Annotated in this window: 28 protein-coding genes; 11 read left to right on the top strand and 17 right to left on the bottom strand. The window is 54.8% G+C overall.

All coding sequences use genetic code 11. The annotated features are described in order from the left end of the window. Nucleotides 1–21 precede the first annotated feature (21 nt). The 4 genes from SIK69_RS18595 to SIK69_RS18580 all read right to left on the bottom strand — a co-directional run bounded on the left by SIK69_RS18595 (nt 22) and on the right by SIK69_RS18580 (nt 3035). On the bottom strand, nt 22–972 hold the full coding sequence (locus tag SIK69_RS18595; protein WP_319786766.1) for a glycosyltransferase family 2 protein: 951 nt from the start codon (nt 970–972) through the stop codon (nt 22–24). Beyond that, nucleotides 969–1373, bottom strand: a complete 405-nt coding sequence (locus SIK69_RS18590; RefSeq protein ID WP_319786765.1) for a GtrA family protein — start codon at nt 1371–1373, stop codon at nt 969–971. The genes SIK69_RS18595 and SIK69_RS18590 overlap by 4 nt, the downstream gene beginning before the upstream one ends. 70 nt (nt 1374–1443) lie before the next feature. Then, on the bottom strand, nt 1444–2235 hold the full coding sequence (locus tag SIK69_RS18585; RefSeq protein WP_319786764.1) for a PhzF family protein: 792 nt from the start codon (nt 2233–2235) through the stop codon (nt 1444–1446). Next, nucleotides 2235–3035 (bottom strand): PhzF family protein, encoded by an 801-nt coding sequence (locus tag SIK69_RS18580; RefSeq protein WP_319786762.1) that lies wholly within the window; start codon nt 3033–3035, stop codon nt 2235–2237. The genes SIK69_RS18585 and SIK69_RS18580 overlap by 1 nt, the downstream gene beginning before the upstream one ends. A 192-nt stretch (nt 3036–3227) precedes the next feature. On the opposite strand from SIK69_RS18580, the gene SIK69_RS18575 reads away from it, so the two are divergent. The 4 genes from SIK69_RS18575 to SIK69_RS18560 all read left to right on the top strand — a co-directional run bounded on the left by SIK69_RS18575 (nt 3228) and on the right by SIK69_RS18560 (nt 6031). After that, entirely contained in the window at nt 3228–3413 is a 186-nt protein-coding gene (locus SIK69_RS18575) for a type II toxin-antitoxin system HicA family toxin (protein ID WP_319786761.1), read from the top strand. A 21-nt stretch (nt 3414–3434) separates the two neighbouring features. Beyond that, nucleotides 3435–3884: a type II toxin-antitoxin system HicB family antitoxin gene (locus tag SIK69_RS18570; protein WP_319630379.1), complete on the top strand. Its 450-nt coding sequence runs from the start codon at nt 3435–3437 to the stop codon at nt 3882–3884. A gap of 82 nt (nt 3885–3966) precedes the next feature. Continuing rightward, entirely contained in the window at nt 3967–5163 is a 1197-nt protein-coding gene (locus tag SIK69_RS18565) for a sugar transporter (protein WP_319630380.1), read from the top strand. Between the two features lie 43 nt (nt 5164–5206). After that, the gene (locus tag SIK69_RS18560) at nt 5207–6031 is read left to right on the top strand and encodes an aminoglycoside phosphotransferase family protein (RefSeq protein ID WP_319786760.1); all 825 of its coding nucleotides are present in this window, start codon (nt 5207–5209) and stop codon (nt 6029–6031) included. A 24-nt stretch (nt 6032–6055) separates the two neighbouring features. Here the strand turns inward: SIK69_RS18560 and SIK69_RS18555 are convergent, their stop codons facing one another. Next, complete coding sequence (locus tag SIK69_RS18555; RefSeq protein WP_319786759.1) at nt 6056–6436, bottom strand: tautomerase family protein; 381 nt, start codon at nt 6434–6436, stop codon at nt 6056–6058. After that, a complete protein-coding gene (locus SIK69_RS18550) occupies nt 6427–6744 on the bottom strand; it encodes a carboxymuconolactone decarboxylase family protein (RefSeq protein WP_319630383.1) in 318 nt (105 codons plus the stop codon). Before SIK69_RS18550 ends, SIK69_RS18555 begins: the two co-directional genes overlap by 10 nt. Before the next feature lie 96 nt (nt 6745–6840). On the opposite strand from SIK69_RS18550, the gene SIK69_RS18545 reads away from it, so the two are divergent. Next, a complete protein-coding gene (locus tag SIK69_RS18545; protein WP_319787217.1) occupies nt 6841–7740 on the top strand; it encodes a LysR substrate-binding domain-containing protein in 900 nt (299 codons plus the stop codon). A 27-nt stretch (nt 7741–7767) separates the two neighbouring features. Here SIK69_RS18545 and SIK69_RS18540 read toward each other — a convergent pair whose 3' ends face one another. Next, entirely contained in the window at nt 7768–8436 is a 669-nt protein-coding gene (locus SIK69_RS18540) for a MarC family NAAT transporter (RefSeq protein ID WP_319630384.1), read from the bottom strand. A gap of 265 nt (nt 8437–8701) precedes the next feature. On the opposite strand from SIK69_RS18540, the gene marR reads away from it, so the two are divergent. From marR to marB, 3 genes are read left to right on the top strand one after another with little or no spacing between them, the layout of a single operon-like run. Next, nucleotides 8702–9136 carry a multiple antibiotic resistance transcriptional regulator MarR gene (gene marR / locus SIK69_RS18535; protein ID WP_319787216.1) on the top strand — a complete coding sequence of 145 codons (435 nt, stop codon included), beginning with the start codon at nt 8702–8704 and terminating at the stop codon, nt 9134–9136. Nucleotides 9137–9157: 21 nt separating this feature from the next. Beyond that, nucleotides 9158–9541, top strand: a complete 384-nt coding sequence (marA, locus tag SIK69_RS18530; protein ID WP_319630386.1) for an MDR efflux pump AcrAB transcriptional activator MarA — start codon at nt 9158–9160, stop codon at nt 9539–9541. A 34-nt stretch (nt 9542–9575) separates the two neighbouring features. Then, nucleotides 9576–9794: a multiple antibiotic resistance protein MarB gene (marB, locus tag SIK69_RS18525; RefSeq protein ID WP_319630387.1), complete on the top strand. Its 219-nt coding sequence runs from the start codon at nt 9576–9578 to the stop codon at nt 9792–9794. 40 nt (nt 9795–9834) lie between these two features. On the opposite strand, the gene eamA is transcribed toward marB, so the two are convergent. Further along, nucleotides 9835–10734, bottom strand: a complete 900-nt coding sequence (gene eamA, locus SIK69_RS18520; RefSeq protein WP_319786758.1) for an O-acetylserine/cysteine exporter — start codon at nt 10732–10734, stop codon at nt 9835–9837. 204 nt (nt 10735–10938) lie between these two features. On the opposite strand from eamA, the gene ydeE reads away from it, so the two are divergent. Beyond that, complete coding sequence (gene ydeE, locus SIK69_RS18515) at nt 10939–12138, top strand: efflux MFS transporter YdeE (RefSeq protein WP_319786757.1); 1200 nt, start codon at nt 10939–10941, stop codon at nt 12136–12138. Nucleotides 12139–12188: 50 nt separating this feature from the next. Here ydeE and zinT read toward each other — a convergent pair whose 3' ends face one another. The 8 genes from zinT to SIK69_RS18475 all read right to left on the bottom strand — a co-directional run bounded on the left by zinT (nt 12189) and on the right by SIK69_RS18475 (nt 20185). Further along, complete coding sequence (zinT, locus tag SIK69_RS18510; protein ID WP_319787215.1) at nt 12189–12803, bottom strand: metal-binding protein ZinT; 615 nt, start codon at nt 12801–12803, stop codon at nt 12189–12191. A gap of 95 nt (nt 12804–12898) precedes the next feature. Then, nucleotides 12899–13597, bottom strand: a complete 699-nt coding sequence (urtE, locus tag SIK69_RS18505; RefSeq protein ID WP_319786756.1) for an urea ABC transporter ATP-binding subunit UrtE — start codon at nt 13595–13597, stop codon at nt 12899–12901. Between the two features lie 9 nt (nt 13598–13606). Next, a complete protein-coding gene (gene urtD / locus SIK69_RS18500) occupies nt 13607–14404 on the bottom strand; it encodes an urea ABC transporter ATP-binding protein UrtD (RefSeq protein ID WP_319786755.1) in 798 nt (265 codons plus the stop codon). After that, the gene (urtC, locus tag SIK69_RS18495; protein ID WP_319786754.1) at nt 14404–15477 is read right to left on the bottom strand and encodes an urea ABC transporter permease subunit UrtC; all 1074 of its coding nucleotides are present in this window, start codon (nt 15475–15477) and stop codon (nt 14404–14406) included. Before urtC ends, urtD begins: the two co-directional genes overlap by 1 nt. Continuing rightward, nucleotides 15477–17042 carry an urea ABC transporter permease subunit UrtB gene (gene urtB / locus SIK69_RS18490; RefSeq protein WP_319786753.1) on the bottom strand — a complete coding sequence of 522 codons (1566 nt, stop codon included), beginning with the start codon at nt 17040–17042 and terminating at the stop codon, nt 15477–15479. Before urtB ends, urtC begins: the two co-directional genes overlap by 1 nt. A gap of 18 nt (nt 17043–17060) precedes the next feature. After that, entirely contained in the window at nt 17061–18332 is a 1272-nt protein-coding gene (urtA, locus tag SIK69_RS18485) for an urea ABC transporter substrate-binding protein (RefSeq protein ID WP_319630394.1), read from the bottom strand. 206 nt (nt 18333–18538) lie between these two features. Next, nucleotides 18539–19642, bottom strand: coding sequence for a cobalamin-independent methionine synthase II family protein (locus tag SIK69_RS18480; RefSeq protein WP_319786752.1), 1104 nt, complete (start codon nt 19640–19642; stop codon nt 18539–18541). Nucleotides 19643–19789: 147 nt separating this feature from the next. Continuing rightward, on the bottom strand, nt 19790–20185 hold the full coding sequence (locus SIK69_RS18475; protein ID WP_319786751.1) for a rhodanese-like domain-containing protein: 396 nt from the start codon (nt 20183–20185) through the stop codon (nt 19790–19792). Nucleotides 20186–20267: 82 nt separating this feature from the next. Between SIK69_RS18475 and ftrA the strand changes: the two genes are divergently transcribed. Both ftrA and mgtS read left to right on the top strand, forming a co-directional pair. Further along, a complete protein-coding gene (gene ftrA, locus SIK69_RS18470; RefSeq protein WP_319786750.1) occupies nt 20268–21260 on the top strand; it encodes a transcriptional regulator FtrA in 993 nt (330 codons plus the stop codon). A gap of 115 nt (nt 21261–21375) precedes the next feature. After that, a complete protein-coding gene (mgtS, locus tag SIK69_RS18465; RefSeq protein ID WP_319630398.1) occupies nt 21376–21471 on the top strand; it encodes a protein MgtS in 96 nt (31 codons plus the stop codon). Nucleotides 21472–21737: 266 nt separating this feature from the next. On the opposite strand, the gene SIK69_RS18460 is transcribed toward mgtS, so the two are convergent. Further along, nucleotides 21738–22124: a hypothetical protein gene (locus SIK69_RS18460; RefSeq protein WP_319786749.1), complete on the bottom strand. Its 387-nt coding sequence runs from the start codon at nt 22122–22124 to the stop codon at nt 21738–21740. Between the last annotated feature and the right edge of the window lie 299 nt (nt 22125–22423).

Below are 22423 nucleotides of genomic sequence, written 5' to 3'. Positions count from 1 at the left end.
CACATCCTTATTTAAAGAGATTTAGCTGTCCGGAGGATCCTGCCGGGGCGGAGGCTCGGGCAGAATACTGTCAATGATGTAACGGGGCCGTCTTTTGGTTTCGGTGAAAATGCGCCCGACGTATTCGCCCAGCACGCCAATCCCAATCAACTGTACGCCGCCTAAAAACAGCAGAACCACCATAATTGACGAATATCCCGCCACCGAATTACCCCATAGCCAGTAGGCAATGATTATCCAGACGCCATACAGCAGTGAACCTGCGGCGATAATCATCCCGAGATACGTCCAGACGCGCAGCGGCAGCGTAGAAAACGAGGTGATACCGTCCATCGCAAAATTCCATAACGACCAGCCGTTGAATTTGCTGCTGCCGGAGGTGCGGGCGGGACGGCTGTATTCCACGATGGCGACTCGGCCCCCCACCCATGACATCAGACCTTTCATGAACAAGGTGCGCTCGGGCATATCCAGAATATGCCGCACGGTGCTGCGCGACATCAGGCGAAAATCGCCAACGTTCTCCTCGATTTTTTCGCGGCTCAGGACGTTATGCAGCAGATAATATCCCCGGGCGGTAAAACGCTTGAAGGGCCGATCGCTGTGTCGGTCTACGCGCTTGGCCAGCACCATGTCTGCGCCCTGCTGCCACTTCTCCACCAGCAGCGGGATAAGATCCACCGGGTCCTGTAAATCCACGTCTATCGGGATCATCGCCTCGCCCTGAGCATATTCCAGCCCGGCAAACAGCGCGGCCTCTTTACCAAAGTTACGGCTGAGATTAATCAGCCTGACCTGGCTGTCATGCTGCTGGAGGGCGATAATCCGCTTTTGGGTGCCATCTTTGCTGCCATCGTTAATAAACACGATTTCCAGCTGATAATCCTGCGCAGGCAGCGCTCTGACCGCATCGTAAAAAGCGTCGATACTGGCTTCTTCGTTATAAACGGGCACCACAAGAGAGAGCCTCATGCTTGTTTATCCCTGAAGACCACATGATGAGCATACAGATAGCCAATCACCAGACTGAGTGCGGAGAACAGCCCCACGGTCAGGAACGGCGCGAAACTGAGCCATTCCCCCGCCCACCCCGTCACCAGGGCCAGGCAAGCCATAAACAAGGTATAGCGCACAAAGCGCGCCGGGGAGGCCGGTTTGGAAAATGTCCAGCGAGCGTTAGCAAAGAAACTGACGGTCACCGCACAGAGAAAAGCAGTCAGATTAGCGCTGGCCTGATGCAGGTGCGCGCCAATCGTTAACAGGAAAAAAATGGTCCAGTGGACCAGGGTATTCCCTACGCCCACGCAGAGATATCGCCAGAACGTGACGGACCCGAGCCCGGCATTGAGGCGGCGAAGAAGTTGGTATGCCAAACGTGTCCACCCAGACGGTCTGAAGAGCGTCAGGTAAGTATAGTGCGTACCCCACCGCTGTCATGTTGACCTACTGACGCAGCAAAATCTTTCCCTGCATCCAGGTCACCGCCGTACCGCTCATCAGCACGCGATTCCCCTGCAGTTCACCACGCACATCGCCACCACGGGCAGAAACCTGACGCGCCAGCATCTGCGTTTTACCGAGTTTTTCACTCCAGTACGGAATCAGCATCGTGTGCGCCGAGCCGGTGACCGGATCTTCCCATACCGCTTCACCCGGCGAGAAAAAGCGGCTGACAAAATCATAATCACCGGTTCCTTTGGCGGTGATCGTCACCTTGTGCTCAACCGGTATCATGGCATTGATATTTGGGGTTATCGCCTCAACCTGCGCCCGATTTTCCAGCTCAATCAGCCACGCCCGCCCTTTGCGCGCATGAACATATTGCGTAATGCCCAACGCGGCCAACATTTCCGCGGGCGGGGTCTGTTCAACCGTTGGCCCGGCGGGGAAATTGAGCGTCAGCCAATCGCCTTCCCGGCTGACCGTCAGCCTGCCGGACAGGGTATCAAAATGTATGCGGGCATCCGGGTAATCGAGATGATTGAAAATCACATGCGCGGTAGCGAGCGTGGCGTGCCCGCACAGGTTAACCTCATGACGGGTGGTAAACCAACGCAGCTCGAAGCCACCTTTGGCTGGAATAAAAAATGCGGTCTCCGATTGATTATGCTGCTGCGCCATTTGCAGCAGCTGTTCATCGGGCAGCCACTGCTCAAGGGCGCACACTGCCGCCGGATTACCGGCAAAGTTACGATCGCTGAATGCGTCTATCAGCCAGACAGGCACCGTTTTCATCACAACGCTCCTTCGCGCAGATAAATGCTGCCGATCAGATACGTCGTGGCCTGGCCGCCGATCAGCACCCTGTCACCCTGCCATTCACAGCGTAATTCGCCCCCACGGGTGGAGACCTGTCGCGCCGCCATTTGTTGCTTGCCGAGTTTTTCACCCCAGTATGGGATGAGCATACTGTGGGCCGAACCAGTGACTGGATCTTCCGCCACCGACTCGCCCGGGCAGAAGAAACGGCTGACGAAATCATGTGTGTCGCCGGGAGCGGTAACGCAAACCATCTTCCCGAGCGGTAACATGGCGTGGATATCCGGCGTGAGGGCTTCCACCTGCTGCTGATTTTTCAGCACCACCAAATAATCACGTGCCACCCGCACTTCTTCCCAGACATTCACACCGAGCGCGCTGAGCAACAATTCAGGTGGATCCACCGGCTCGGTGCTCCAGGCCGGGAAATTCAATGTCAGCCAGTCGCCGCTGCGGGTCACCGTCAAGTCGCCGACAAAACGGGTCGAGAAACGAATCTCGGTATGCGGATAATCCAGCAGCTCGAAAATAACATGGGCGCTGGCGAGCGTAGCGTGACCGCAAAGATTGATTTCACCCTGGGTGGTGAACCAGCGCAGCTCAAAGCCACTGTCAGTGCGTACAAAGAACGCCGTTTCCGACTGATTATGCTCCTGCGCCATGTTGAGCAGCGTCTCATCCGGCAGCCATTCAATAAGCGGACACACCGCTGCCGCATTGCCGCCGAACGTCCGATCGCTGAACGCGTCGACCATATAAAACGGAATTTCCTGCATAGTCTGTATCCTTTGTTTTTATAACGACTTAGTAACATTAATACCGTCTTTGGCAGCGAATTACGAGCCTCCTTCCAGTTTAGGGCGCGGGTTTTTTCTTTCATCGGGCATCAGGGTAAAGTTGTACGTAAAGGGATAAACATAAATGTTGTATTTTTAATCATAGATGGTATTTTCACTGAGGGACGCGTAGTGAAGTATTCCGAGTTCAAACGCTGGCTGTTACGTCATGGTGCGGAGTTGACCAAAGCGCCGGGAGGTGGAAGCCACTATAAAGTTCTGCGTCAGGGGAAGCGTTCCGTTTTTCCCGATCATGGCGCAAAAGAAATGCCAGAGCCGCTTCGTCGGGCCATCCTGAAAGACCTGGATGTAGACTAACACCGCAGGAGATATCAGATTATGTACACTTACCCTGTCTCATTGACCCACGACCCGGACACCAATAGCTGGATTGCTTCCTGTCGTGATCTGCCGTTAATGCACTCCGTGGGCAACAGCATCGAACATGCCCTGTCCGAAGTGGTTTACGGGCTGGTGACAGCCATCGCGATTGAGGTAGATGAACGTCGCCCCATCCCTACCGGCAGCATTCCGGTTAATGATGAATACCCGGTGAGCGTGCCGTTACTGGTGGCCATGAAAGCCGCATTGCATAACGCGATGATTGAAACCGGCACCCGCAAGGCAGAACTCGCCAGGAAACTGGAACAAAAACCCCCGCAAATCGACCGCCTGCTCGACGTGGAGCACTCCTCACGTGTTGAAACCGTAGAACTGGCCTTGCGCAAACTGGACCGCAGCGTAACCCTGACGGTTACCGCGTCATCACCTTCTGTTATGAGATCTTAGTCACAAAACGATTGTGTTTTGTACAGCGAAAGCTTTAAGATCGCGGTTCTTCTCTTTCCTGTAACGCATCCAGAAAACTGATATGACAACAAATACGGTCTCACGCAAGGTGGCGTGGCTGCGAGTGGTCACGCTGGCCATTGCCGCTTTTATTTTTAATACAACGGAATTTGTGCCGGTGGGACTGCTGTCTGATATCGCCCACAGTTTCTCGATGCAGACGGCACAGGTCGGCATCATGTTGACCATTTACGCGTGGGTGGTGGCGTTGATGTCGCTGCCGTTTATGCTGCTCACCAGCCAAATGGAACGCCGTAAACTGCTGATTGGCCTGTTCGTATTGTTCATCGCCAGCCACGTGCTCTCTTTCCTCGCATGGAATTTTAACGTGCTGCTGATGAGTCGGATCGGCATCGCATTTGCCCATGCGGTGTTCTGGTCAATCACCGCTTCGCTTGCCATCCGTCTTGCTCCCGCCGGGAAACGTGCGCAGGCCCTGAGTCTGATTGCCACCGGTACCGCGTTAGCAATGGTGCTCGGATTGCCGATTGGCCGCGTCGTCGGCCAGTATTTTGGCTGGCGTACCACCTTCTTTATTATCGGCCTCGGCGCGCTCGTCACGCTGATCGCCTTGATCAAGCTCCTGCCTAAAATTCCAAGCGAACACTCCGGCTCGCTGAAAAGCCTGCCGCTGCTGTTCCGTCGTCCGGCGCTGATGAGTCTGTATCTACTGACAGTGGTAGTGGTGACCGCCCATTACACCGCCTACAGCTATATCGAACCCTTTGTGATTAACGTCGCCGGGTTCGATGCCAATTTTGCAACGCTGCTGCTGTTAGCGTTGGGCGGCGCGGGGATCATCGGGTCGGTGATTTTCGGCAAGCTCGGCAACCACCACGCCTCCACGCTGGTCAGTGCGGCTATCGCGCTGCTGACGCTGTGTCTGGGGCTGTTGACGCTGGCGGCGCAAAACGAAACGTCGCTCGCTATTCTGAGCATTATCTGGGGCATTGCTATCATGATTATCGGCCTCGGGATGCAGGTTAAGGTGCTGGCGATTGCCCCGGACGCGACCGATGTCGCAATGGCGCTGTTTTCCGGGATCTTTAATCTCGGCATTGGTGCTGGTGCGCTGGTGGGCAATCAGGTCAGCCTGCATTTCTCGATGGCCAATATCGGCTACGTCGGGGCGGTTCCGGCGCTGGCGGCTCTAGTGTGGTCGGTGATTATTTTCCGCCGTTGGCCGGTGAAGCTGGAAGAGTCGGTTCAGCAACCCTAACCCATACCATCATCTAACCGACAGGAAGATAAAGGGAAATATCATGGAGCAGTATACGTTAACCCCCTGGCTGCACCGTTGGAAACTCATTCCAGATGGCACGCCGTTCATGACGCATACGTCCCAACTGCTGCCGGTGAGAACAGCAACCGGCTTGCCAGCCATGCTCAAAATCACCGATGACAAGGATGAACAAACCGGTAATGCACTGATGGCGTGGTGGGCAGGGAATGGTTCCGCCCCGGTGATTGCCCATGAAAATGAGGCCATTCTGTTGGCGCGCGCGACCGGTACTGCGTCACTTGCCGCGATGTCCCGACACGGTGAAGATACCGAAGCCTGTCGTGTTATGTGTCTGACCGCACACCGACTGCATACTTGCCAGAAACAGCCGTTATCTCAACTTACCCCGCTTGATGAATGGTTTACCCCATTAACACTTGCCGCCAATGAACATGGCGGCTTCCTGATCCGCAGCGCTGAAATCGCAGCAGAACTGCTAGCGGCTCCACGCGAAGTCATCGCATTACACGGTGACCTGCATCATGATAACGTTCTTGATTTTGGAGAGTCAGGCTGGCTGGCAATCGATCCGAAAGGGCTAATCGGTGAAAGAGGATTCGATTATGCCAATATTTTCACCAATCCCGATCTGGGCAACCCCACTGTGCGGGTTGCGCCAGTGGCGGAAATCTTCAGGCAGCGTCTGGCTATTGTCACCGGGATGGCGGGTCTGGACAGGGAGCGTCTTCTGAAGTGGATAATCGCCTGGTGTGGACTATCAGCAACCTGGTCACTCGAAAGCCACGAGCTCATTTCCATTCAATCTCGCGTCGCTGAACTGGCCATTGCCGAACTGGACCCGTGACCAGCAACGGATCCTCGTTCCCACTTAAGGACAGTACTGTTCACCCAGGCTAAAGCTCCAGTCTTCAGCCTGGGTGAACTGAAGAGTGACCATCACATCATTTGGATTTATCCCCAACCTTTCATGCAATCCTGAACTCAACGCCCGATAAAATCGTTGCTTCTGTACTGCACTTCGCGGCTTACCGGCAGTTATCTGAAACAGAATGAAATCAGCACTGCGACCACCGCTAAGATATCGACGGTCATAAACACGTTGACGCTCAGGCAATCGTTCAAAAATCTGAAACTTATCGTCGGACGGCACAGCGAATTCCCGAACCAGACTATCGTGTAAGATGTCAGAAATACGTTCCAGATCGGCATCGTTTAACGTCGCGCGACAGACAATGCGGGTTATCGGCATTCTCGTTTCTCCTCTTCCACGCAGCCCAATGCACTTACTGCGGCAGGCCAGCCCGCATAGAATGCAAGATGGGTAAAGGCTTCGATGATTTCCTCCTCATGCAAACCATTTTGTTGGGCAAACTGCAAATGCCACGGGATTTGCTGGGTGTGGCCCAGCGCGGCGAGCACACCCAGCGTTAACAGGCTGCGATCGCGCGGCGAGAGTTCAGGTCGTTTCCAGATATCGTCAAACAATACCTGCTGGCTGAGTTGTGCCAGTTTTGGCGCACAGCGGGCCAGGTGTTCTCGATCGAGTGAGGGATTCATTGGCGCTCTCCTTATTGACAGTACAGCTATCCTCACGCAATAGTTCTGTCCTGAATATCGAATTATTCAAAACAAATCATCCCGAAATTCAGGAGCATTAATGTGAAGGTACCTGCGGCGCTCGACCTCGACGCATTGCGGAGTTTCGTCCTTGGTATTGATTCCGGGAGCTTTGCCAGCGCTGCGCATCAGTTGGCCCGTTCAACTTCTGCGGTGAGTGCCCAGCTGAAGAAACTGGAGTTACAGTGTCACGCTGAGCTTGTCGTCAAGGAAGGTCGTCATCTACGTCTGACGCCACAAGGAGAAATAGTGATGAGCTACGCGCGCCGCCTTCTGGCGCTGAATGATGAAGTGCATCGCGCTCTGCATGGTGAACTGCTTAAAGGGGAAGTTCGTATCGGAATGCAGGAGGATTTTGGGGAATCATTGATGCCGGGCATTCTCGGTAAATTCAGCAGACTTCATCCGCAACTGAGGATGAGCGCGCGCATCGACCGTAATCAGCCCCTTATCAATGCGCTGGCCGCTGACAGCCTGGACATGGCGCTGATGTGGCAATCGGCGGATACGCCCAACCGCGGTGACGTATTCATGCACTGTTCTCTGGAATGGATTTACCACCCTGATTTGAATCTGTCCATGTTGCTCGACGAACAAAAACCGCTGCCGCTGGTGCTGTTTGACAGCCCGTGCGTCATGCGTTCACGGGCTATCGACTGCCTTGATAAAGCCGGTATACCTTGGCAAATCAATTTCGTGAGTCACAGCCTGAGCGGCATTTGGGCCGCGGTTCAGGCCGGGTTAGGTCTGACACTTCGTACGTATTTTGGCAGACCAGACAATTTGCTAACGGCAGACGACCTTTTGCCCTCTCCCGGTAAACTGGGTATTACGCTAGTGCAAAACGCACCGGAGTCAGAGGGCTGTCCGGCGCAGGAAATACTCGCGACGTTAATGAAAGATGCGGTACTCGGCAGGCATGAATACGCGAAATGACGGGCGACGATTGCCGCCCGCGAACAGTCAGGCGTGATATGTGCTAATAATTTCCAGCACGCCATTGATAATAAACTGCACGCCCATGCACACCAGCAGGAAGCCCATCAGACGTGAAATGGCCTCGATGCCGCCTTTTCCTACCAGTCGCATAATAGCCCCGGAACTGCGCAAGCAGCCCCACAAAATAATCGCGACGCTAAAGAAAATCAGCGGCGGCGCGACCAGCACAACCCAGCCGGGAAAATTAAAACCGTGATTCACGGTAGAAGCCGAACTGATGATCATCGCAATGGTACCCGGCCCGGCGGTACTCGGCATCGCCAGCGGGACGAAGGCGATATTGGCGGTCGGCTCTTCTTTCAACTCTTCCGATTTATGGCGAGCTTCCAGAGAATCGTGCGCCTTTTGCTGCGGGAACAGCATCCGGAAACCGATAAACGCGACAATCAGACCGCCGGCGATACGCAGCCCGGGAATCGAAATCCCGAAGGTATTCATGACCACCTGACCGGCGTAATACGCCACCATCATGATAGCGAAGACATACACCGAGGCCATCAATGACTGCCTGTCGCGCTCCGCTTTATTCATATCCCCAGCAAGGCCGAGGAACAGCGCCACGGTGGTTAACGGGTTTGCCAGCGGCAAAAGCACCACCAGCCCAAGGCCAATGGCTCTAATCAAGTCCAGCATGAAGAAACACTCCTGTGAGAGCAGATAACAATCAACTGCCGAGTGAGTATAAGAGCATTCTCGTCGCCCTGCCTAAGCCTATTTTCAGGCCTTTTCCCCTCACACCAGGCCATAACTGCCGGTTATTCATCAACCGGTTATCAAGCAAAAAATGTGCCGTGAAGCGTTTTAGCAATTTGTGGCATAAGCTTATCCATTCGGTTGACTTATGATTGCCTGGGCAATAATATCCCCCGCAACTAAACTACTTGCCAGGGCAACCTTTGTGAAAAGCACCAGTGACCTGTTTAACGAAATCATCCCACTTGGTCGCTTGATCCATATGGTCAACCAGAAAAAAGATCGTCTTTTGAACGACTATCTGTCGCCTTTGGATATCACTGCCTCACAGTTCAAAACGCTGTGTTCGATTCGCTGTGCGGTCTGCATCACGCCAGTTGAACTGAAAAAAGCCCTGTCGGTCGATCTCGGGGCATTAACCCGAATGCTTGACCGTTTGCTGTGTAAAGGCTGGATTGAACGCCTGCCCAACCCAAATGATAAACGTGGCGTACTGGTGCGATTGACACCGGACGGCGCGGCAATATGTGAGAAATGCCACCAGTTGGTGGGTCAGGACCTGCACCAGGAATTAACAAAAAACTTAACGGCGGACGAGGTCGCAGCCCTTGAGCTTTTGCTCAAGAAAATCCTGCCGTAAACAGAAGAAAGAGGTAAGACGATGTCCAGACGTAATACTGACGCTATCACTATTCATAGCATTTTGGACTGGATCGAGAGCAATCTGGAATCACCGCTGTCGCTTGAAAAAGTGTCAGAGCGTTCCGGTTACTCCAAGTGGCACCTGCAACGGATGTTCAAGAAAGAGACGGGCCATTCACTGGGTCAATATATTCGCAGCCGTAAGCTGACTGAAATCGCACAGCAGCTGAAGAAAAGCGACGAGCCAATTCTGTATCTGGCCGAACGTTACGGCTTTGAATCCCAACAGACGTTGACGCGCACCTTTAAAAACTATTTCGACGTACCGCCACACAAGTATCGCATAACAAATATGCCCGGCGAGTCGCGTTATCTGATGCCGCTCAACCACTGTAACTATTAATCGCCTGCACAATTCAAGACGTATCGAGGAAAAAATGAAACTGTTCGCCTCCGCCGCCCTCACCCTTTTGGTGCTGGTCTCCGGCCAGAGTTATGCGGAGCAATCCACAATCCCTGCCAGCCATGGGGCTCAGGACACCATGTTGATGCCGTCCGCACAGGATAAGTCGCCGTTTGACTTCAATCACATGGGTTCAGGCAGCGACAAATCCGACGAACTGGGCGTGCCATACTATAACGGAACCTCCCAGTAACTTTTTTGCCCCGCAGATGCGGGGCTTTTTTCCTCCCGCCTCAGCCCTGCACCGCTTTTGCCCGACGAAGACGCAATCCAAAGACGTTGATATACAGCCCGCCCATGATCAACAGCGCGCCGACCAGTTGCAGCGCCGAGAGCGTTTCATCCAGCAATAATGCCGCACTGGCCATCCCCACCACCGGCACCAGCAGTGACAGCGGTGCTACCCGCCAGGTCTCATAGCGCCCGAGCAGCGAGCCCCAAATCCCGTAGCCGACAATCGTCGCCACGAATGCCAGATACACCAGCGATAAAATAGTGGTCAGGTCGATATTCACCAGGCTTTGCACCATCACCGCCGGGCCATCCAGCAGCGCTGAGGCCAGCATAAACGGTAGGACAGGGATAAGCGCACTCCACACCACTAATGACATCACCGCCGGGCGCGTGTTCAGCTGCATAATTTTCTTGTTGAAGATATTTCCGCAGGCCCAGCTGAACGCCGCCGCCAGGGTAAGGCAAAACCCGAGCATCGCCACATGCTGGCCGTTCAAACTCGCCTCGATCAGCACCAGTACCCCGAACACCGCCAGCAAAATGCCCGCCATCTGTTTGCCCTGCAAACGCTCACCGAACGCCACCGCGCCAAGAAGAATGGTGAAGAACGCCTGCGCCTGTAACACCAGCGACGCCAACCCCGCTGGCATGCCGAAATTGATAGCGCAAAACAGAAAGGCAAACTGGCCGAAGCTGATGGTCAGGCCATAACCGATCAGGAGCGATAAGGGAACTTTAGGCCGTGCGACAAAGAAAATGGCCGGGATTGCCACCAGGAGAAAGCGCAGCCCCGCCAGCATTAGCGGAGGCATGTTGTGCAGACCGACTTTAATGACCACAAAATTCAGGCCCCAGACAACGACCACCAACAGCGCTAACAGCCCATCTTTCCGCGTCATACTCCGCCCCAGAATTATTAAGTTTTTGTAAACAAGTTCAAGGTAACGAAAATTCAGGCCGAGGAACAGATCATTATTTTTGGCAGGGGGTCAAGGCACTTGCGGATAAATTGGGATCTATACAACTCCCCGGACGGCATGATAATTGTGATAAGACACAACAAAATCACATAAGCCATAGCCGGGCAGACATCAGGTAAAATAATGAAATCCTCTGTGAAGCGTTCAACCTCAGCGTTGCTGGCGTCGTCGTTGCTGTTAACCATTGGCCGCGGTGCCACGCTGCCGTTTATGACCATTTACCTGACGCGCCAGTACGGCATGAGCGTCGAGGCCATCGGTTATGCGCTGACCCTCGCCCTTACCGTCGGGGTGGTCTTCAGTCTCGGCTTTGGCATACTGGCGGATAAATTCGATAAAAAACGCTACATGATTGTGGCGATCCTGGCATTCATTGCCGGTTTCGCGGCGATCCCGTTGGTCAATAGCATCCCCCTGGTGGTGTTCTTCTTCTCGCTCATTAACTGCGCCTATTCGGTCTTTTCCACCGTGCTGAAAGCCTGGTTTGCCGACGTCCTCAGCGTGGGAGAAAAAGCGCGCATTTTCTCGCTCAACTACAGCTTTCTGAATATTGGCTGGACCGTCGGCCCGCCGATTGGCACCTGGCTTGTCATGTACAGCCTGCAGCTACCGTTCTGGCTTGCCGCCGTGTGCGCCGCATTCCCGTTGGTCTTTATTCAGTTTTTCGTGCAGCGCAGCGTGGAAAGCGGCGAGGAGAAAAGCGTCAACGTCTGGCAGCCGTCGGTACTGCTGAAAGACAAAGCGCTATTCTGGTACACGCTCTCAGGCCTGCTGGCCTCATACGTCGGCGGTTCGTTTGCCACCTGCATTTCGCAGTACGTGTTGACCGTGGCTGATAACGCCGATTTTGCGCAAAAAGTGGTCTCGGTGGTACTGCCGGTAAACGCCGTCGTGGTCGTCAGTCTGCAATATTTCGTCGGGCGTAAAATCACCGCCAATAATATTCGCCCGCTAATGGCCCTCGGCACGCTCTGTTTCCTGCTCGGCCTTGGCGGCTTTATCTTCTCCGGGGAAAACCTGATTTACTGGGGCATTGCCGCGGCGGTGTTTACGCTGGGAGAAATCATTTATGCCCCCGGCGAATATATGTTGATCGACAACATCGCCCCGCCGGGGATGAAAGCGAGCTATTTTTCCGCTCAGGCACTTGGTTGGCTGGGGGCTGCCATTAATCCAATGGTCACCGGGATTATCCTCAGTTCGCTGCCCGCCTGGACGCTATTTGCCTTCATGATGCTGGCAATTGTGCTGGCGTGGCTGATGATCCTGCGCGGAATGAGCGTGAAGGCGTGGAACGCAGACAGTGCATTCAAAACGGCCTGAGGTTGATCGTTTCCCGGCAAGTTTACACCGCCGGGCTATGTGATTACGGGTTAGTGATGCAGCATTTCGTCCACCACCTGGCGGGCGTAAAGCTGCTCCGGATAATAGGTCGGCCAGTTATCCATCTGTTTGAGCAGTTCTGCCTGCGAGCTGTTGCCGGTATAAATATGGAAGTGCTGAGATTTGCGCGGTCCGATGGTGTGGTCGCTGAACTGAACAAATTTAGGTGCCTGGCTGGCGCTGTCGGTGCAGCTAAACAGGTAACGTACGCCCTTCTTTCCCGAGGCATAGTGCAGGATCTTGTAACCGTCGTAGCGATACGCACACGAGGCTGACTTATCACCCTGATAAAACGTCATTACCTTGTTTTCAATCTCAATTTTGCCGACGTCCGTTTTGTATCCCGTCTGATAATACGCTTTAACCTGGTCGACGGTTTTACTGCTATCCTTTTCAGCTTTCTGCTTAAACACCGGGTCTAAATCGCCGCTTTGCAGCAGCGGATAAACGGACTGCCAAATACCGTCCCAGTCCTCGAGCGATCGGTCTTTAACGTCAGCGTCGGCAAAAATGCCTTTCGCTGCTTGTTGTTCGGCTTCGGTCATTTGATGCCCGTGTGAATGCGCGAATGCGCTGCTGCTCAACAGCAGCCCCAGAATAGTCATTGATACACGTTGCACGGCCACTTATTTTCCCTCGGGTCGATGTCAGAAAATGAAATGTTATATTATTACATTTGCCGTATCAACCCTTATGCCGTTCAAATCGCCACCATCCCCCGCACGCCATCAGCCGCCATGTTTTCTCCGCGCCCCTGCTGCACAATCGTCCCGCGCGACATCACCAGATAGCAGTCAGCCAGCTCTTCGGCAAAATCATAAAATTGCTCGACCAGCAGAATAGCCATATCGCCGCGCCGGGCGAGCTGGCGGATAACCTCGCCGATCTCTTTAATAACCGACGGCTGGATCCCTTCGGTTGGCTCATCCAGGATCAGCAGCTGCGGTCGGCTTGCCAGCGCCCGGCCTATCGCCAGCTGCTGCTGTTGCCCGCCAGACAGGTCGCCACCCCGCCGCTGTTTCATCGCCCGCAGGACCGGGAATAATTGATAAATTTCTTCCGGTACCGCGCGTGCTTCTCGTGCCGGAAATCGCGACATGCCCAACAGCAAATTCTCTTCAACCGTCAGCCGGGGGAAAATTTCTCGCCCCTGCGGTACGTAGGCGATCCCGGCCTGCACGCGTTGATGCGGCTTGCGATGGGTAATGTTGCTCTGCTGCCAGTTCACGCTGCCGCTTCGCGCCGGGATAAGCCCCATCAGACATTTCAGCAGCGTGGTTTTACCGGCCCCGTTGCGGCCAAGTAAACAGGTGATTTCCCCTGGCAGAGCGTTAAAGCTCACCCCTCGCAGAATATGGCTCCCGCTGTAATATTGATGCAATTCCTGAACCTGTAACATTCTGCCTCCTTAGCGCCCGAGATAAACTTCGATCACCTGCTCGTTAGCCTGTACTTCGCGCAACGACCCCTCTGCCAGCACCTGACCCTGATGCAGGACGGTGACGCGGTCGGCAATGGTTTCGACGAAGCCCATATCGTGCTCTACCACCATCAGCGAATGACGGCCAGAAAGTGTGCGAAACAGCTCGGCGGTATAGTCGGTTTCGGCATCGGTCATGCCCGCCGCCGGTTCGTCGAGCAGCAGCAAATGTGGCTCTTGCACCAGCAGCATGCCGATTTCGAGGAACTGCTTTTGTCCGTGTGACAACAGGCCCGCCCGCCGCACGCGTTCGCCTTGCAGACGCAGCAATTGCAGCACCTCATCGATGCGGTCGTGCTGTTCCCCGGAAAGCGTCGCCCGCAGACTGGCCCAGACCGATTTATCGCCGCGCATTGCCAACTCAAGGTTTTCGGCCACGGTGAGCGCCTCGAATACCGTCGGTTTCTGGAATTTTCGTCCAATGCCCTGCCGGGCAATCGCAATCGGATCCAGCGCGGTGAGATCGACCGTCTGGTCGTAAATCGCTCTCCCGCTCTGCGGTCGCGTTTTGCCAGTGATCACATCCATCAGCGTGGTTTTTCCCGCACCGTTGGGGCCAATCACGCAGCGCAGTTCCCCGACGCCAATCTGTAACGACAGATCGGTCAGCGCCTGAAAACCGTCAAAGTTGACGTTAATTTTTTCCAGCTGTAGCACCGGGTCAGTCTGATTCCGGTAGCGATCGCCCGGCAACTGGCGGGTAAACAGTCCTTCGTCGGGTTGCATTATTTGTCTCCTTTACGCAGCAGGCCCATCACGCCGCGCGGTAAAAACAGGGTCACGACGATGAAAATCAGGCCGAGAAACAGTTGCCAGTATTCCGGCATCGCCACGGTGAACAGACTTTTTGCGCCATTAACGATTGCCGCCCCGAGCACCGGCCCAACCAGCGTGCCTCGCCCGCCGAGTGCGACCCAGATAGCGGCCTCAATTGAGTTGGTCGGAGACATTTCGCCCGGGTTGATAATTCCGACCTGTGGGACATACAGCGCGCCCGCCAGGCCACACAGCACCGCCGAGAGCGTCCACACCAGCAGCTTGAAGCCACGCGGATCGTAGCCGCAGAACATCAGCCGGTTTTCCGCATCACGCACCGCCGTCAAAATACGGCCAAACTTGCTGCGTGCCAGGGCAAAACCGATAGCCAGGCTGATTAACAGCAGCACCACCGTGGCCAGAAACAGCGCGGCTCGCGTGCCGGTGGCGGTGACTGAAAAGCCGAGGATGGTGGAAAACCCGGTAAAGCCGTTGTTGCCGCCAAACCCGGTTTCATTGCGGAAAAACAGCAGCATTCCGGCATAGGTCAGCGCCTGGGTCATTATCGAGAAATAGACGCCTTTGATTTTGGAGCGGAAGGCGAACCAGCCAAACACCAGCCCCAGCAGACCCGGCACCAGCATTACCAGCAACATCGCCCACGCAAAATGCTGGGTTCCCCACCAGAACCACGGCAGTTCATTCCACGACAAAAACGACATAAAGGCGGGCAGCCCGTCGCCCGCGGCCTGGCGCATCAGATACATGCCCATCGCATAGCCGCCGAGGGCGAAAAATAAACCGTGCCCGAGCGACAACATTCCGGCATAGCCCCAGACCAAATCCAGCGCTACTGCCACCACCGCGTAACAGAGGATTTTTCCGACCAGGGTCAGCGTCCAGGTGGACACCGCAAGAGGATGCGTGGCGGGCAGGAGTGCCAGAAGCGGCATTATCAGTAAGGCGAGCACCGCCACACCGCCTATCCAGCGCAGTGGACGCGGTGCCCGACGGGCAAGCGTTAAGGTTAATGGCTGGCTCATCAGTCAATCACCCTCCCTTTCAGCGCAAATAATCCCTGCGGACGCTTCTGTATAAACAGAATGATCAGCACCAGAATCAAGATTTTACCGAGCACCGCGCCCAGCTGCGGTTCTAGAATTTTATTGAAAATGCCCAGCCCAAATGCCGCCGCCACGCTACCGGCCAGTTGCCCGACGCCGCCAAGCACCACGACCAGGAAGGAATCGATAATGTAGCCCTGACCGAGTTCCGGTCCGACATTACCTAACTGAGATAGCGCCACGCCACCCAGCCCGGCAATACCTGACCCAAGCCCAAATGCCAGCATATCCACCCGCCCGGTTGGCACCCCGCAGCAGGCCGCCATCGCGCGGTTTTGGGTCACGGCCCGCACGTGCAGGCCCAGCCGCGTTTTGTTCAGAATCAGCCAGGTGAAGAACAGCACCAGCAGCACAAAACCGATGACCACAAGTCGATTCCACGGCAGAATAAGATTCGGCAACGCCTGAATACCTCCCGACAGCCAGCCGGGGTTTGCCACTTCGACGTTCTGCGCGCCAAACAACATCCGCACCAGCTGAATCAGCATCAGGCTGATCCCCCATGTCGCCAGCAGCGTCTCCAGTGGACGTCCGTAAAGGTGGCGGATAATTGTGCGCTCGAGCAACATGCCAATCCCACCGGTTATTCCAAACGCCACCGGCAACGCCAGCAGCGGATAAAACGCCAGCCACTGCGGGGCAAACTGGCTCAGACCCTGCTGCACCAGCCAGGTACTGTACGCCCCGAGCATCAGCATTTCCCCGTGCGCCATATTAATCACGCCGAGCAGACCATAGGTGATCGCCAGCCCCAGCGCGGCTAACAGCAAAATTGAACCCAGCGAGATACCCATAAACGCCTGTCCGAGAATATCGCCCCAAAACAGCCGCTGCTGGATGTGTTGCAGGCTGTCTGCCGCTGCCGCGCGCACGCCCGCATCCGGCTCGTGCTGCACATCGGTGTAGGGTAACAATCGGGCCTGCGTTTGCGGATCGCCGGAATGCCCCAGCCGCATGACCGCCAGCTTACGCACCGCCGCCTCCGGGCTGGTGAGCTGTAAATTCGCCAGCGTCATTTCCAGCTGCTGTTTGACACCGTCATCCCGTTCAACCTTCAGCCGTTTTTCCAGCATTGGCAGAAGATCCGGCGAGGCATCCCGTTGGAGGGTTTTCGCCGCCGCCAACCGTTGCGTGACACTGTCACTCACCAGCTGGTGCGTCGCCAGCGCCCCGGCCACTAAGTTACGCAGTCGGTTGGTTAGCCGCACCGGTGTCAATTCCCCCGTGGGCGTAACCGCCTCGCCGAGGGGCTGCGGCTGGCCACTCCCGATGCTGAACGCATGATTCGCCTCGTCGCGGCGTACGCTTTCCGCGGCCAGCGCCTGTAATAGCGGCAGGCGCTGGGGCTGAGGATCGGCGGCCCACTGCGTCAGCAGGGTTGACTGCTGGTTACGGTTAGCCGCGACAAAATCATCGGCATCCCCTGCGCGGGCAATACAGGGCAATAGCCAGGCTACGATCAGCAGCCAGCGAGCGAATGTCATGCTGAGCTCCTTATGATGTCAGTTGCTGGCCATTTTCATTGGCTGATCGGGTTTCTGGTCATTACCCGGAATGAACGGACTCCACGGCTGCGCGCGAACCGGTTTATCGGTCTGCCACACCACGTTGAACTGACCGTTACCTTCGATTTCACCGATCATCACCGGTTTATGCAGATGATGGTTGGTGGCATCCATGGTCAGCGTGAAGCCTGACGGCGCTTTGAAGGATTGACTGGCCATGGCCGCACGCACCTTATCCACGTCGGTGGTGCCCGCTTTTTCAACCGCCTGCGCCCACATATGAATCCCGACGTAGGTCGCTTCCATCGGATCGTTGGTGACCACGGTATCGGCGTTCGGCAGCTTGTGGGCTTTGGCGTAGGCGCGGTAATCGGCGACAAAGGCTTTGTTGGTCGGGTTATCGACCGATTCAAAGTAGTTCCACGCCGCGAGATTGCCGACCAGCGGTTTGGTATCAATCCCGCGCAGTTCCTCTTCACCTACCGAGAACGCCACCACCGGGACATCGGTCGCTTTCACGCCCTGATTCGCCAGCTCTTTGTAGAACGGCACGTTGGAGTCACCGTTAATGGTCGACACCACCGCGGTTTTGCCCCCGGCGGAGAATTTCTTAATGTTGGCGACGATCGTTTGATAATCGCTGTAGCCAAACGGGGTATAAACCTCTTCGATGTCTTTATCCTGTACGCCTTTGGAATGCAGATAAGCCCGCAGAATTTTGTTGGTGGTGCGCGGATAGACATAATCGGTACCGAGCAGGAAGAAGCGTTTGGCGCTGCCGCCATCTTCGCTCATCAGATATTCCACCGCCGGGATCGCCTGTTGATTAGGTGCCGCCCCAGTGTAGAAAACGTTGGGCGACATCTCTTCGCCTTCATACTGCACCGGATAGAACAGCAGACCGTTCAGTTCCTCAAACACTGGTAGCACCGATTTACGCGATACCGACGTCCAGCAGCCAAACACCACCGCAACTTTGTCCTGGGTCAGAAGCTGTCGGGCCTTTTCCGCAAACAGCGGCCAGTTAGACGCTGGGTCGACCACCACCGGCTCAAGTTTTTTGCCGAGCACGCCGCCTTTGGCGTTGATCTCATCGATGGTCATCAGGGCGACATCTTTTAGCGGCGTTTCGGAAATTGCCATGGTCCCGGAGAGCGAATGCATGATCCCCACTTTAATGGTGTCAGCGGCATACACGCTGACGCTGAACCCCATGGCAACCACAGAGGCAGAGAGAGCAAAAGCTTTAAGTAAAGTTCGACGGCGCATGATTCACTCCTGAATAGAGACGGCAACTAGGTTTAAGAACGTGGTGTAGTCGTCAGGAGTAAGGCAAGAAAGATGCCAGAGTGGAAAACTGCGATCAAAACAGGCGGGTAGACTGAAAAAATACAACTTTTGTTGCAGGATGGAACGTCAGATTCAGGGCAGCGCTGCTTTAAAAGAGTGCAGCGTTGCCCTGGGGGAAGCGGACATTACCAGACCTGGGCGGCAATCTCCGTCACCAGGCGAACTTTTTGCCACTGCTGGGATTCGCTGAGGCTGTTGCCCTCTTCGGTGGAGGCAAAACCGCACTGCGGGCTGAGGCATATTTGCTCTTTCGCCACAAACTGCGCCGCTTCAGCCAGGCGGGCTTTAACGCCCTGCGGATTTTCCAGTTCGCCGTTTTTGGTGGTGATCAGGCCCAACACCACCTGCTGATGCCCTGGGCGTACGAAGCGCAGCGGCTGGAAATCACCGGAGCGGTCGTTATCATATTCGAGGAAGAACGCATCGACGTTGACGCTGCCAAACAGCACTTCGGCCACCGGCTCGTAACCGCCTGACGAGATCCACGTCGAGCGGAAGTTACCCCGACAGACATGCAGCCCGATGGTTAAATCTGCCGGTTTGCCTTCCAGCGCTTTATTCAGCACCCGGGCGTAGATTTTCGCCAGCTCATCCGGACAGTCGCCGCGCTCACGTACCTGCTGGCGCTGCTCGTCGGAACAGAGGTACGCCCACACGGTGTCATCAAGCTGTAAATAACGGCAGCCCGCATCATAAAATGCGCGGATAGCGTCGCGCCAGGTGGTCGCCAGATCGTCAAAATATTCCGTTAAATCCGGGTAAACCGTGGCATCGATATCTTTGCGCCCACCGCGGAAATGCAGCACGCTCGGGCTGGGAATGGTCATTTTTGGCACAGCATCACCGCTGATACTTTTCAGATAACGGAAATCATCCAGCATCGGGTGATTTCCAAAGCCCAGTTTGCCCGTCACCCGCACGCCGTGCGCCTTGGTTTGCACGCCGTTAAACTGAATTCCCTGATCGGAATCGTAGCGCTCCACGCCCTGCAAACCGTCAAAGAAATCAAAATGCCACCAGGCGCGACGGAACTCACCGTCTGTGACAACGTTCAAGCCGCAATCGCACTGATGTTGAACGACACGCAGAATGGCTTCATCTTCAACCGCACGCAGCGTCGTGGCATCGATGGCACCTTCGGCGAACTGCTGGCGAGCATGTTTAATGCTGTCAGGGCGTAAAAAACTGCCGACGATATCGGCGCGGAACGGGGCGGTAGGCTGTGACATGGTCTCTCCTCGTCGTCAGGCAACTGATTGCCTGACGTGATAATTAGGGAAAACAACTTATAGACTTCTGGATGGCTATATGTCTTCAACTTGCCATGCGGAAGAAGCGCAGGCAAACGAGATAAATTCATTAGCCGTGAAATAAATTCATGTTGCGGCAAAAGGCAGGCCTTCATCCTCCCAGCCGGTTATCCCACCAATCATGATTTTGACCGGGCGGCCAAGCTGAGCGAGTTTGAGCGCGGCCCGGTCAGCCCCGTTACAGTGGGGTCCGGCACAGTAAACGACGAACAGCGTCTCCGGCGGCCAGTGAGCCATGCGTTCAGCCGTGATTTGTACCGAGGGCAAGTGCAGCGCGGTGGGCAGATGGCGGCGGGCAAACGTCTGTGGGGAACCCACCACGTGCAGCAGCACAAAATCGACGGTATCGCTTTCAATAGCGGCATGCACATCGGCACAGTCGGTTTCCACGCTCAGACGGCGTTGAAAATGGGCGATAGCCTCCTGCGGTTCAGCGACCTGGAATTCAGAAACAGTGCTCATGGTATTTCCTTCTTGTTGTGTTGGCGGGTGTCGTGTTACCTCTTATCTCATCAAAAATTATGTGAACGTTCCGCCCCCCGATATGACAGAAATCGCCAGGATAATGACAACCCCTTCCCGTCCGTTAGTCGTCGCCCTCGCCTATGACGGGCTATGCACCTTTGAATTTGGCGTTGCGGTGGAGATTTTTGGTCTGCCGCGGCCCGAGCTGGGCGAGAACTGGTATCGCTTTGCGGTGGCTGCGGTGGATGAAGGTGAACTGCGGGCGACCGGCGGGATCCGTATCGTTGCCGATGGGGGATATGAACTTCTGGAACAGGCGGACACCATCGTGGTGCCCGGCTGGCGCGGGGTCGCCACGCCGGTGCCGGAAGCGCTCTGTACGGCATTGCGTCGGGCACATCAACGCGGCTGTCGGTTGATATCGATTTGCTCCGGCGTATTTGTCCTCGCCGCCAGCGGAGTGCTGGACGGTCGTGATGCCACCACCCACTGGCGCTATACCGATGAACTCCAGCAGCGATTCCCGACGATTAAAGTGGTCGAAGATGTGCTGTATATCGGGGATGCCAGGCTGATGACCTCGGCAGGCAGCGCCGCCGGGATTGATTTGTGTTTGCACGTGGTACGCAGTGATTTCGGGCTTGAAGCTGCGAACAGCGTGGCGCGTCGGCTGGTGGTTCAGCCGCATCGGGACGGGAGCCAGACGCAGCAACTGACCCGACCGGTGGCCCGCAGCCGTGAAAGCGAACGGCTGGGCCAGCTGTTTGACTGGCTGTACGGCCATCTTGCCGAACCGCATACCCTGGAATCACTGGCTCTGCGCGTCGGTATGAGTCCGCGCACTCTGCTGCGCCGATTTCAGGAATCAACAGGCGTCACCCCTGCCCGCTGGCTATTGAATGAACGGCTGCAACGCGTGCAGCAGGCCTTGACCGACAGTCGGCTGAGCATCGAACAGATTGCGGAAAACAATGGGTTCGGTACTACCGGAGCGTTGCGTCACCATTTTCAACAGCGTTTCGCCGTGAGCCCGCAAACTTATCGTAAAAAATTTACGCAACCGACTAAATAGTTCACATAATTAACGATTCGTTTAGATTTCATCCGGTATGCTGTCTTCATCGCGGCTAAATAAAAAGGTAAGTGAGGCTTTTATCGCACGTCTTTAATATCAACGGAGGTTAATCATGCTGGGAAATATGCATGTCTTTATCGCAGTCTTAGGAACTATCGTCTTCAGCGGTTTTCTTGCTGCGTATTTCAGCCATAAATGGGATGACTGATGAACACTGACACACCCGACCCGTAACGGCCCCTTGCTGCTTTTAGCGCAAGGGGCTTTTTGTTGGTGCCATTGCGATGCGAGCGGAAAAAAAGATAAAAAAAACCGCCAACGGTGTGGCGGTAAATGCTTGCATGGATAGATCTGTGTTTTGATTAGTCAGCAACTCAGGCGATTCCATACCCGGATGTAACATATAAAGAGATTATCATGCCTGACTTCAATGAAGCTTAAACGAAGCGGTGGATAAGGGTTAACTGCCCTCTGTTAATGCACCCATACATCCCGTATTTTTCCAGCCGGAGTCAGATCAAGTTCAGCGATCATGCCAGATTTTCCCCAGCGGGTTTCCTCTTCATTCAGTGGGTTCCAGTGACTGTTGTGCATGTGTCCGATGGCCTGACTCAGGGTCTTACCGACAAGATGGTCATGGAGGTCACGAGAGGCATTCTGCGGCGTTGCTTTGTCATCGTGGGTGTTGTGGGCATGTTTTTTTACATGTGTTGGATCACACGTTCCGTCAGCTTCACTAATCTGTGTGCAACCTGATTTCTCCAACTGTGCTCGATAGGCTTCACTAATGGCGGAAGCAGGTACAGAAAACAAACCACATGCGGCAACAACTGAGGCTATCATCATTAACTTTTTCATCATTTTTTATGTCCGGGTTTTTATTAAAATATAATTCCGGGTGCATCTTATTTAATTAACTTCACAATGAACAGTGGAAACACGCAGTGAATAACACTGTTTTATCCTATTGATTTGAAAATATTATTTATTGACAGCCTGCGGGATGTTGTAAATGTGTGATAAATCTGTTTCGCAGACAAATATATTGATTTTAAAAATCATTTATTTTTGGAGATTGAAAAACCTTAATTATAACAATCAATGTGTCCACCTATTTCGAATGAAATGTGAAAGTGAAAAAGACCCCGAAGGGTCTTTGA

Source organism: Scandinavium lactucae, from assembly GCF_033843265.1.
Classification (GTDB): domain Bacteria; phylum Pseudomonadota; class Gammaproteobacteria; order Enterobacterales; family Enterobacteriaceae; genus Scandinavium; species Scandinavium lactucae.
The sequence above is the reverse complement of the archived record's forward strand: the minus strand, read 5'-3'. Positions and strand labels throughout refer to the sequence as shown.

Bases quoted from the DNA above. Each gene is read 5' to 3' on its own strand.
- urtB (WP_319786753.1), bottom strand. From the start codon at position 17,042: ATGACATTCGCTCGCTGGCTGCTGATCGTAGCCTGGCTATTGCCCTGT.
- mgtS (WP_319630398.1), top strand. From the start codon at position 21,376: ATGCTGGGAAATATGCATGTCTTTATCGCAGTCTTAGGAACTATCGTC.
- SIK69_RS18555 (WP_319786759.1), bottom strand. From the start codon at position 6,436: ATGCCGATAACCCGCATTGTCTGTCGCGCGACGTTAAACGATGCCGAT.
- SIK69_RS18565 (WP_319630380.1), top strand. From the start codon at position 3,967: ATGACAACAAATACGGTCTCACGCAAGGTGGCGTGGCTGCGAGTGGTC.
- SIK69_RS18580 (WP_319786762.1), bottom strand. From the start codon at position 3,035: ATGCAGGAAATTCCGTTTTATATGGTCGACGCGTTCAGCGATCGGACG.
- marB (WP_319630387.1), top strand. From the start codon at position 9,576: ATGAAACTGTTCGCCTCCGCCGCCCTCACCCTTTTGGTGCTGGTCTCC.
- SIK69_RS18540 (WP_319630384.1), bottom strand. From the start codon at position 8,436: ATGCTGGACTTGATTAGAGCCATTGGCCTTGGGCTGGTGGTGCTTTTG.
- urtD (WP_319786755.1), bottom strand. From the start codon at position 14,404: ATGCAACCCGACGAAGGACTGTTTACCCGCCAGTTGCCGGGCGATCGC.
- SIK69_RS18460 (WP_319786749.1), bottom strand. From the start codon at position 22,124: ATGATGAAAAAGTTAATGATGATAGCCTCAGTTGTTGCCGCATGTGGT.
- zinT (WP_319787215.1), bottom strand. From the start codon at position 12,803: ATGACTATTCTGGGGCTGCTGTTGAGCAGCAGCGCATTCGCGCATTCA.
- SIK69_RS18585 (WP_319786764.1), bottom strand. From the start codon at position 2,235: ATGAAAACGGTGCCTGTCTGGCTGATAGACGCATTCAGCGATCGTAAC.
- ftrA (WP_319786750.1), top strand. From the start codon at position 20,268: ATGACAGAAATCGCCAGGATAATGACAACCCCTTCCCGTCCGTTAGTC.
- ydeE (WP_319786757.1), top strand. From the start codon at position 10,939: ATGAAATCCTCTGTGAAGCGTTCAACCTCAGCGTTGCTGGCGTCGTCG.
- eamA (WP_319786758.1), bottom strand. From the start codon at position 10,734: ATGACGCGGAAAGATGGGCTGTTAGCGCTGTTGGTGGTCGTTGTCTGG.
- SIK69_RS18560 (WP_319786760.1), top strand. From the start codon at position 5,207: ATGGAGCAGTATACGTTAACCCCCTGGCTGCACCGTTGGAAACTCATT.
- SIK69_RS18480 (WP_319786752.1), bottom strand. From the start codon at position 19,642: ATGTCACAGCCTACCGCCCCGTTCCGCGCCGATATCGTCGGCAGTTTT.
- marA (WP_319630386.1), top strand. From the start codon at position 9,158: ATGTCCAGACGTAATACTGACGCTATCACTATTCATAGCATTTTGGAC.
- urtA (WP_319630394.1), bottom strand. From the start codon at position 18,332: ATGCGCCGTCGAACTTTACTTAAAGCTTTTGCTCTCTCTGCCTCTGTG.
- SIK69_RS18570 (WP_319630379.1), top strand. From the start codon at position 3,435: ATGTACACTTACCCTGTCTCATTGACCCACGACCCGGACACCAATAGC.
- SIK69_RS18475 (WP_319786751.1), bottom strand. From the start codon at position 20,185: ATGAGCACTGTTTCTGAATTCCAGGTCGCTGAACCGCAGGAGGCTATC.
- SIK69_RS18595 (WP_319786766.1), bottom strand. From the start codon at position 972: ATGAGGCTCTCTCTTGTGGTGCCCGTTTATAACGAAGAAGCCAGTATC.
- urtC (WP_319786754.1), bottom strand. From the start codon at position 15,477: ATGAGCCAGCCATTAACCTTAACGCTTGCCCGTCGGGCACCGCGTCCA.
- SIK69_RS18550 (WP_319630383.1), bottom strand. From the start codon at position 6,744: ATGAATCCCTCACTCGATCGAGAACACCTGGCCCGCTGTGCGCCAAAA.
- urtE (WP_319786756.1), bottom strand. From the start codon at position 13,597: ATGTTACAGGTTCAGGAATTGCATCAATATTACAGCGGGAGCCATATT.